We start from the raw sequence: 8,661 nt of genomic DNA on the forward strand, positions 1-8,661 counted from the left end.
TCAAAGTTAATAACTGCATCCAGTTCATTAATATCAAGACCTCTTGCGGCTACATCCGTAGCAACAAGGATATTGGCATTGCCGTGTTTGAATTTATTTAAAGCTGATTGTCTGTCGGCTTGGGTTTTGTCGCCATGAAAACTTTCTACCTTAAAACCGTTATTGATCAAGGTTTGTTCAAGTTTTTCAACGCCAAATTTTGTGCGTCTAAAAATCAATATATTGCCTTTAATCGTGTTGCGCAACAAGTGTAGGCATAGTTCGATTTTGTTTCGTTTAGGAACATAATATAAAACTTGGCTCACATTTTTAGCGACCGATGAAGTGGGCGTAACTTCAACACGTTCCGGTGATTTTAAAATAGAGTTGGCCAATTGTTCTACTTTAAAAGGCATCGTTGCCGAAAATAACAAAATCTGTTTCTTTTGTGGGCACAAGCGTTCAATTTTTGAAACTTCATCTATAAAGCCCATGTCCAACATTAAATCGGCTTCATCCAGAACCAGAATTTCTATAAAATCTAAATTGATTTCATCCTGCTTGTGCAAATCAAGTAAACGTCCTGGAGTAGCAATAATAATGTCAACTCCTTTTTTAAGAAGCTCAATTTGTGGTTCAATAGCAGTCCCACCAAAAATCACCATAGTTTTTAAATTGGTGTAAGTGCTATAGGTTTTGAAATTTTGTGCAATTTGGATTGCCAATTCACGTGTTGGACTCACAATCAACGCCCGTGTCTTTTTTCCATTTTTTGTAGCATCTTGTTTATCAAATAGAAGCTGTAAAATAGGAAGTGCAAACGCTGCAGTTTTACCGGTGCCAGTTTGAGCAGAGGCAATGACATCTTTTTTGGCCAATACCAACGGAATGGTTTGGGCTTGTATTAGCGTTGGGGTATCGTAACCAGATTCGGCTACTGCTTTTAAAATGGGTTTATTGAGTTGTAAGTCTTTAAATGACATTTATCAAAAATTTACTGCAAAGGTAACAGAAAATAAGATTTAAATTTAAAGAAGATCCTACAGTTTCAATCCAATGCATTTTTAGTCACAAACACGCGCCAGCCAATAATGGCCAATTGTAGTTTTGTTGCTTTTGAAAGGTCGAGCTGTTTTTTTGAATAACTGGGAAGTACTATTTTGTTGATTTTGGCTAAAAATTTAAAAAGACTTTTTTTCATGAAGACCTGTTTTTCAAATGAGTTGGTTGGCATATAGAATTGAATAAAGATAGAAATTAAATCTCTGATTTGTAGTATCAACTTTTCATCTTGTGTTATGCTTTAAGCTTGAAGGGTATTATTATAAATCTTGTTGTATAGTTATCTTTTTTTGATAAAGTTATGGATTGGTCATATAGTCGTTTTAAAACGGTTAAACACATTAATAATGAATTAGTTGTGTATCTTTAGTTTAAAACTGGCCTTATGAGATATCTTATTTTTATTTTTCTGCTTATTGGTTCATCAAATTTGATGTTTAGTCAGGTAGTTATTAACGAACTTGATTGTGACACACCAAGTATTGATGACAAGGAATTTGTAGAGCTTTTGTCCGAAAGCCCACATTTTTCTCTGGATGGTTATGTCCTCGTATTCTTCAACGGATCGAGTACAGGAGGTAATAGAAGTTATATGGCATTGGATTTAACTGGGTATGAAACCGATATTAATGGCGTGTTCCTCATTGGAAGTAATGCTGTGGTTCCCACGCCTCAATATCTGATTCCGGAATCGGTCATTCAAAATGGCGAAGATGCCGTAGCTCTTTATAAAGCTGATGTTCTGGATTTTCCTGATAAAACCTTGGCCTATGTTGACGACACTTTAGTTGACGTATTAATTTATGGAACCAATGATCCTGATGCAAACGGCTTATTAGATATTTTTAGGGATTTTAACCCTGATATAGAACAAATTAATGAAGGCCGTGATAATAATACAAGTTCCATTCAGCGTTTTGTTGATGATGATGGCTTAGTGTATTATATTTCTACAATGCCCACGCCAAGACAACGCAATGACGGCTCAGGCATAATGCTCAATGGCATTTTTATAGCTATTGCAAAAACGCAATATAGCGAAGGCGATGTTTTTGATATTGCTTTTACTACCGAACAGCCCATTATGGAAGACTTGACGTTTGAGCTGAGTCTGGATAATTATGGTTTTAATACCTCTGATTTTACTGGAAATACGACATTGACAATTCCTGAGGGTAATCAAACAATAACAACAACCATCACGATTATTGACGACGATTTTGATGAAGGTGATGAAATCATGAAAGTTACTATTTCGGGATATCCGTCAACATTTTTGGTTTTGAACAATCATCAGTATATTAGGGTTATAGATGACGATTTTAAGGTGGCTGAATTTGGTACGCCCATAAATCCTACTTATACAGTTGTGAAAAGCACGCAACCAAATGGATATTATGATAGTTTAGATGGATTGGCCGATACGGAATTGCGACAGGCACTTCAAAATATTATTGCCGAAGAAGGTGTGGTAAGAGCACAAACTTATGCTGATATAGTTGAGATTTTAAAAGAAGCTGATCAAAATCCCGAACACAGCAATGAGGTTTGGTTGGTGTATTTGGAAGAAGGCCGATCAAAATTAGATTACCAATACGGAAGCGAAAATTTAGGAACTTGGAATAGGGAGCATACTTTTCCTGTAAGTAGGGCTGGTTATTATCCTATCAATTTAGATAGGGATTTTGATGGAAAGGACGTTTTTTGGAATACCAATGCCGATTCGTTGCGTCATGGACATAATGATGCACATGCATTGCGCGTCGTCGATTCGCGAGAAAATAGCAGACGTAACAATTTGCATTATGGCCAATATAAAGGGCCGACAGGAACTTTGGGTAAATTTAGGGGTGATGTGGCACGGGGCGTTTTCTATTTGGCCGTCCGTTATAATGGACTTGAGATTGTAAATGGATTTCCTGAGGGCGTAAAAGGTCAACTTGGAGATTTGGAGACCTTGCTGGAATGGCATCGCAATGATCCGCCGGATGATTTTGAAATGAATCGCAATAATATCATTTATACATGGCAAATTAACAGAAATCCGTTTATTGATGAGCCCGAATTAATAGAATATATCTGGGGAAATAAAGTTGGTCAAGTTTGGAATAAAAGCTTGGGATTAGAGGCTGCCAATGATGTGCAACTTAAGATTTATCCAAATCCCGTACAGGATCGTGTTTTTGTTTCCGGAATTAAAAATGAAACTCAAATGGCACTCTTTACCATTGATGGACGTCAGGTGTTTAAAACCAAATTAAATGTGGATGACCAGTTTAATTTGGTTTCTGATTTTGGGCTTTCCGCTGGTCTTTATATTATGCGTTTGCAATTTGATGGACACACCTTGTTTAAAAAAATAGCGATAGAATGAATTACAAGTTTCAGTGACTGCCAATAATATAAAAGTTGCGATTACATAAGTTTTTTTTCATTCATGTCCACAAAGTCATGAATTGTTTAGCTACTTATCTAGTTATAGTTTTTCAATATTGCTCACGATAAAATTTGAAAAAGCGTCAACCTAAGAATAAAAAAGAAGTAAGGGGATCCCCTTACTTCTTTTTTATAATCTTTATATAATTGTACAAAGTTATTCTATAGCAATCCTTTGTATAGGTTTTTTGTAACAATTTCAAAGGATCGCAGAAAACTCGGATAATATATTAAAACTCCAAGACCTTTACTTCGGTACGTCTATTTTGTTGGTGTTCTTCATTAGAACAAGCAACTCCATTTGAGCAACGGTTGACCAACTGGGTTTCGCCATAGCCTTGTGCCGTTAGCCTTTCTCTTGAAACGCCCCTGCTCACAATAAAATCCACGGCAGATTGTGCTCTTTTCTGTGATAAAACCATATTGTACGCATCGCTGCCACGGCTGTCGGTGTGTGACGACAGTTCTATCTTCAAGGTTGGGTTGTCGTGCATAATTCGTACCAATTCGTGAAGGATAACCTGGGCGTCGCTCCTGATGTTGTATTTGTCAAAATCATAATAAATATCTTGGAGGACAATCTTACTGCCAATTTCAAACAGTGGTTTCAAATGCAAGCTTACCCTTATGGTATCGTTGGAAATGCCTTTAGTATTGACGGTAAGCGAATCGGAATAGAATTTCTGTTTTTGTCCCAATAGTTTGTATTCGGTATCAGGTTCCACTTTAAAAATGAAAAACCCGTTGCTTTCACTGACTTTTTGGGTCAGAATTTCGTTTTGCCCGTTATTATAGAGACTTACTTTTACGTCGGGCAACACTTTATTAGTGCCGTTACCTTCGTAAGTAGTGCCTTCCAGCATGATGACCATTTTGGGTTGTTGGTAATTGAATGAATAAATATCATCACCGCCCTTGCCCTTGTTTCTGTTTGATGAAAGAAACCCTTTGATAAGATCCCCCTGCTTTTCGGTAATCACATAAGCAAAATCATCGCCACCACTATTTACGGGATATTGTAGGTTTTCGGGTTTGTTCCAAACATTTTTGCTGCCTTCGGCCTTAAAAAGATCCAGACCACCCATGCCCACAAAACTATTGCTTGAAAAATATAATGTGCCATCATCTGCAATGCTTGGAAACATTTCGTCCTTAGGACCGTTTATGGTCGTTCCGGCATTGATTGCGGGTCCCCAAGTGCCATCAGCTTGTTTTATGGAAAACCAGATATCTGTTCCGCCAATACTTCCGTCCATATCAGATACAAAGTATAGGGTTTGCTCATCGGGACTCAAAGCGGCATGGCCCACGGAATGGTGTTTGATATTATTGTGTACAAAAGGTTCGTGTTTCCAAGTATCGCCTTCCTTGGTGTAAATGTACAGTTCCAATTTATTGGTCGTGTACCTAGTTTTTCCGTTTTTGACCTTTTCGCCTTTTTTTCCGGAATAGGTACGGGTCACATAAAACACATCGCCGGCCTTGTTGCTAGTTATGGGCCCCACATGAAACTTGCTGTCTTTGTTGAATGGAATATTTTGTTCCTCAGCTTTGCTCAATCCCGTTCCATTAATATTGGCCTTAAAAACCTGCAAAAAAGTATTTCCGGTCCAGCTTAGATGGGGCAATTTGCTCGATTCAGAGTCTTCACCAATATAGTAGATATCATCGGCTAAAGGGTAAGTGCCAAATTCGGACATTGGAGTATTAATGCCTTCTTCGTTCTTTATCTTGTAGTCCAATGGGTTGGCCATCCATTTTATGGCGGCATCACAACCAGCTATTTCAATGGCCACTTCATTATGTTTTCCAGTGGTTTCGGCATATCTTTTCAAGGTACTTTTGGCTTCGGCATAACGACTGGTCTGCTTTAGAGTCGATGCGTAAAGTAGCAGATTTTCTGTGGGGCTATCGGAATGTTCGACCACACGTGAATACCAATTGGAGGCCAATTCATACTGATTAATTTGGTTATAGCAATAGGCCAAGTTCTCCATATCTTCTAATTTTGGTTCCTTGACATCTGTGAGTTTTTGGTACAAAAGAATGGCTTTCCCGTATTGATAGCTATTTAAATAAGCTGTTGCCTTTTGTCTATTACTGAGCTGTTCCTGTGATTGAACGGTCACAAAGCACATTAAGCCCAATAAGACCGTTGTATATATTTTCTTCATTTTAATCATTTTAGAATCTAGTGGAAAAAGTTTTAGAAGAACCTTGGGCTTAACACGCGCTTATTGCTTAGCGGAAAGGTGTAGCCCAGCGTAAGTTCATGCGAACCATTTTCTGTGTTGCTTAGGGTATTCAACATGTAGTCATAAGAGTAGCCGATGCGGAACCTATCCGTAACATAAAACTGCACAATACCAGAAATGGCATTGGTTGCTTCCAAACTGTTAGGACTGTATCCCTTGTAGTCTTTGTCCCATAATGAAACGCCCGTTCTATAGCTAGCTCCAAACCAGAACCGTTCGTTGTAGATCAACATGGCATTAAGGTCTAAACTGGTAGGGCCTTTAAAGTCTTCTTTCACCAAGATGCTCGGTCTTAATTTAAACGTCGGACCCAGGTCAAAAATAGCCCCTGTAATAAAATACATGTGGCCGCGTTGGGTGGTGTTATAATACGTGTCGTCCGTACCAAAAATATGGTTTTCGGTGTCTCCCAGTACATTTATCACCGAGACACCGGCATACCATCTCGGGCTGTAATAATACATCCCAAGCCTCATGTTCCATTTCCAAACATTTTCCTTGCCATCGAAAAGGCTGCCGTCGCCGGGATTGACAGGTGAGAACATGGAGCCATCAAGGCCATAGCTTCCTATTCCGGCACCGATACCAAAACTTAAGCGTCGGGTGTCCTCGTCATTCAACCTCAAACGATAGGCATAGTTTAGATATGCTGTTGTAGCCGTTTGTGGTCCCAGTTTATCGGACGTGATTTGAAGGCCTCCCGCCATATTTCGTGAATAGGGCGATAGGATTCCGTCGATGGATACCTGGCCGGTTTTGGGAGCGCCGTCAAGACCCGCCCACTGATTGCGCAAAGCCATTTGGGCAAACCATTCTTCTTTATAACCGGCGTAAGCAGGGTTTACACTTAAGGTGTTGAACATGTATTGTGTAAACTGAATCTCTTGCTGAGCTTTAACCTCCGGTGCCTTAAAAAGCACCAAAAGGATTAGCAGATAATATACTTTTCTCATTCGTTTATGAACTTCTTTATTAATAATCATACTTTCGAATTATTCTTTTATGTAAACCCATCCTTCGTAATTGTGTACTTGGCCTTGGTTGTCGGTCAATTTTATCACGTAAAAATAAGTGCCTTTGTTTAGACCTTCGCCTGAAAAACCACGCATATTGGTGTATTGGTCATTGCGGTACACCTGGTTACCCCATCTGTTATAGATCAATACCTGGGCATTTCTATAGTTTTCGAGGCCTACAATTTCAAAAGTGTCATTTATGCCATCATCATTAGGCGTTATCACGTTAGGGATAAACAGTTTGTTTGTAGTAATAGTAATGTTTACCGTGGCTACATTGGTCCATTGGCCGTTACTGTCCTTCACTTTATAAGTAAAAATGTCTTCACCTACATAATTAGGGTCGGGCGTATAGATTACCTTACCGTCAGCAGTGATTTCTACGGTGCCATGTTCTGGCTGATCGATGATTTCAATTGAGTCCATAATGAAATCTGCTCCATGGGCTATATCGTTATCCAAAATAGGAATGGTAACAGGGATGCTCACGTTTGTGGTGGCATTGTCATCAATTGCTTCTGGTTGAATGACGTTTAAGTCGGTTTCAGTAGGAGTGTCATTATCTTTGTCTGTTCCCGATGTGTCTTCTACAGGATTACCATCTGGGTCTTCACCAGTGGCAATAGCTGAATTGATGACATGGCCCAGATCCAGATCGTCCTGAGTGACGCTATAATCTACAATAAATGTAGTGTTATCGGTTTCGCCGGGAGCCAAACTGGCGATACTGCCACTTAAGGCACCACCCAATATGGGGTCATTGACAGTGATGTTGGTAACGGTTACGTTTCCGGTATTAATTACGGTAAATGTATAGGTTATGGTACGTGTTTCGCTAGCGTACACTCCTGTTTTTATTAGGGCAATGCTCGGCGATGCGTTTTCAACGGGGACCTTGACCGTATTCGATGGCTGTTCTATTGAGTCTCCACCAGGTAATGTTCCCGTCACCTTGGCTGTATTAGTGATATTTCCGCCGGCATCGATGTCTACTTGGGTTACCGTGTAAGTGGCGGTATAGATTGCAGATTCGCCCGGTATTAAGGTACCATTCGCACTGCCTTCTGTGGAGCTTCCCACTGTGTATGCAATTGCCGAAAGCCCGACCATGGCATCGCTTACCACTACATTGGTAAATGTTACGTTGCTGTTGTTGGCCACCACAAAGGTATAGGTGATCACGTCGCCTTCAGCAACGGTAGCTGGAGCAATTACGTCGGCACTCTTTACGATGGATAGGTTTGGAGATTCTACCCCAACGGTGACATTGACCTCGTTAGAAGACTTTTCTATTGAGTCCCCCTTAGGAGAGGTTCCCGTTACATTAGCCGTATTGATGATGTTTTTACCAGCATCGATATCCGCTTGGGTCACCGTGTAAGTGGCGGTGTAAGTTGCAGATTCGCCGCGTAGCAAGGTGCCTTGGACACTGCCCTTGGTGGAACTGCCCGCGGTATATTGGACTGCAGAAAGTCCGACCATGGCATCGCTTACCACTATATCGGTTATGGTCATGTTGCCATCGTTGGTTACCAAAAAGGTATAGATGATCACATCACTTTCAGCAGCAACACTTGTAACGTTGGCGCTCTTTATGATTGCCAGGCTTGGTGATGCTATTTCAACGGGGATTTTTATTGTATTCGATGGCAGTTCAATCGGGTCTCCCACAGGTGGCGTACCAGTTAGTCGGGCTGTATTGGTAATAGAGCCTGTTGAGGCATCTGCTGCGGTCACCGTGTAAGTGGCCGTATAAGTAGCAGATTCTCCCGGTGACAGCGTACCTTCCAATGTGTCCGGGTCTGTTGAATTGACGTAAGTTATGGCCGAAAGCCCTGGTAAGGTATCCGAGATAACTACATTGGTCAATTCAACATTGCCCGTATTTGTTGCCAAAAATGTATAGGTAATCA

General features: G+C 40.3%; 6 protein-coding genes. 1 reads left to right on the forward strand and 5 read right to left on the reverse strand.

What is annotated here, in order from left to right:
• Both VNJ50_RS14125 and VNJ50_RS14130 read right to left on the reverse strand, forming a co-directional pair.
• Positions 1 to 962, reverse strand: a 962-nt coding sequence (locus VNJ50_RS14125; protein WP_325582941.1) for a DEAD/DEAH box helicase, incomplete at its 3' end; no start/stop codon positions are given.
• Between the two features lie 65 nt (positions 963 to 1,027).
• Positions 1,028 to 1,180 carry an SsrA-binding protein gene (locus VNJ50_RS14130; protein WP_325582942.1) on the reverse strand — a complete coding sequence of 51 codons (153 nt, stop codon included), beginning with the start codon at positions 1,178 to 1,180 and terminating at the stop codon, positions 1,028 to 1,030.
• A gap of 246 nt (positions 1,181 to 1,426) precedes the next feature.
• On the opposite strand from VNJ50_RS14130, the gene VNJ50_RS14135 reads away from it, so the two are divergent.
• Positions 1,427 to 3,415 (forward strand): endonuclease, encoded by a 1,989-nt coding sequence (locus tag VNJ50_RS14135; RefSeq protein ID WP_325582943.1) that lies wholly within the window; start codon positions 1,427 to 1,429, stop codon positions 3,413 to 3,415.
• Between the two features lie 292 nt (positions 3,416 to 3,707).
• Here the strand turns inward: VNJ50_RS14135 and VNJ50_RS14140 are convergent, their stop codons facing one another.
• The 3 genes from VNJ50_RS14140 to VNJ50_RS14150 form a co-directional block, all read right to left on the reverse strand.
• The gene (locus VNJ50_RS14140) at positions 3,708 to 5,651 is read right to left on the reverse strand and encodes an OmpA family protein (protein ID WP_325582944.1); all 1,944 of its coding nucleotides are present in this window, start codon (positions 5,649 to 5,651) and stop codon (positions 3,708 to 3,710) included.
• A 32-nt stretch (positions 5,652 to 5,683) separates the two neighbouring features.
• Entirely contained in the window at positions 5,684 to 6,685 is a 1,002-nt protein-coding gene (locus VNJ50_RS14145; RefSeq protein ID WP_325582945.1) for a type IX secretion system membrane protein PorP/SprF, read from the reverse strand.
• A gap of 39 nt (positions 6,686 to 6,724) precedes the next feature.
• Positions 6,725 to 8,661 (reverse strand): DUF7507 domain-containing protein (locus VNJ50_RS14150; RefSeq protein ID WP_325582946.1); only part of this gene is annotated, 1,937 nt, incomplete at its 5' end.

Source organism: Gelidibacter sp. (assembly GCF_035577925.1).
GTDB lineage: Bacteria > Bacteroidota > Bacteroidia > Flavobacteriales > Flavobacteriaceae > Gelidibacter.

What these genes read in the sequence shown, in the direction of transcription:
- VNJ50_RS14145 (WP_325582945.1), bottom strand. Translation starts at nt 6,685, where the DNA reads ATGAGAAAAGTATATTATCTGCTAATCCTTTTGGTGCTTTTTAAGGCA.
- VNJ50_RS14140 (WP_325582944.1), bottom strand. Translation starts at nt 5,651, where the DNA reads ATGAAGAAAATATATACAACGGTCTTATTGGGCTTAATGTGCTTTGTG.
- VNJ50_RS14130 (WP_325582942.1), bottom strand. Translation starts at nt 1,180, where the DNA reads ATGAAAAAAAGTCTTTTTAAATTTTTAGCCAAAATCAACAAAATAGTA.
- VNJ50_RS14135 (WP_325582943.1), top strand. Translation starts at nt 1,427, where the DNA reads ATGAGATATCTTATTTTTATTTTTCTGCTTATTGGTTCATCAAATTTG.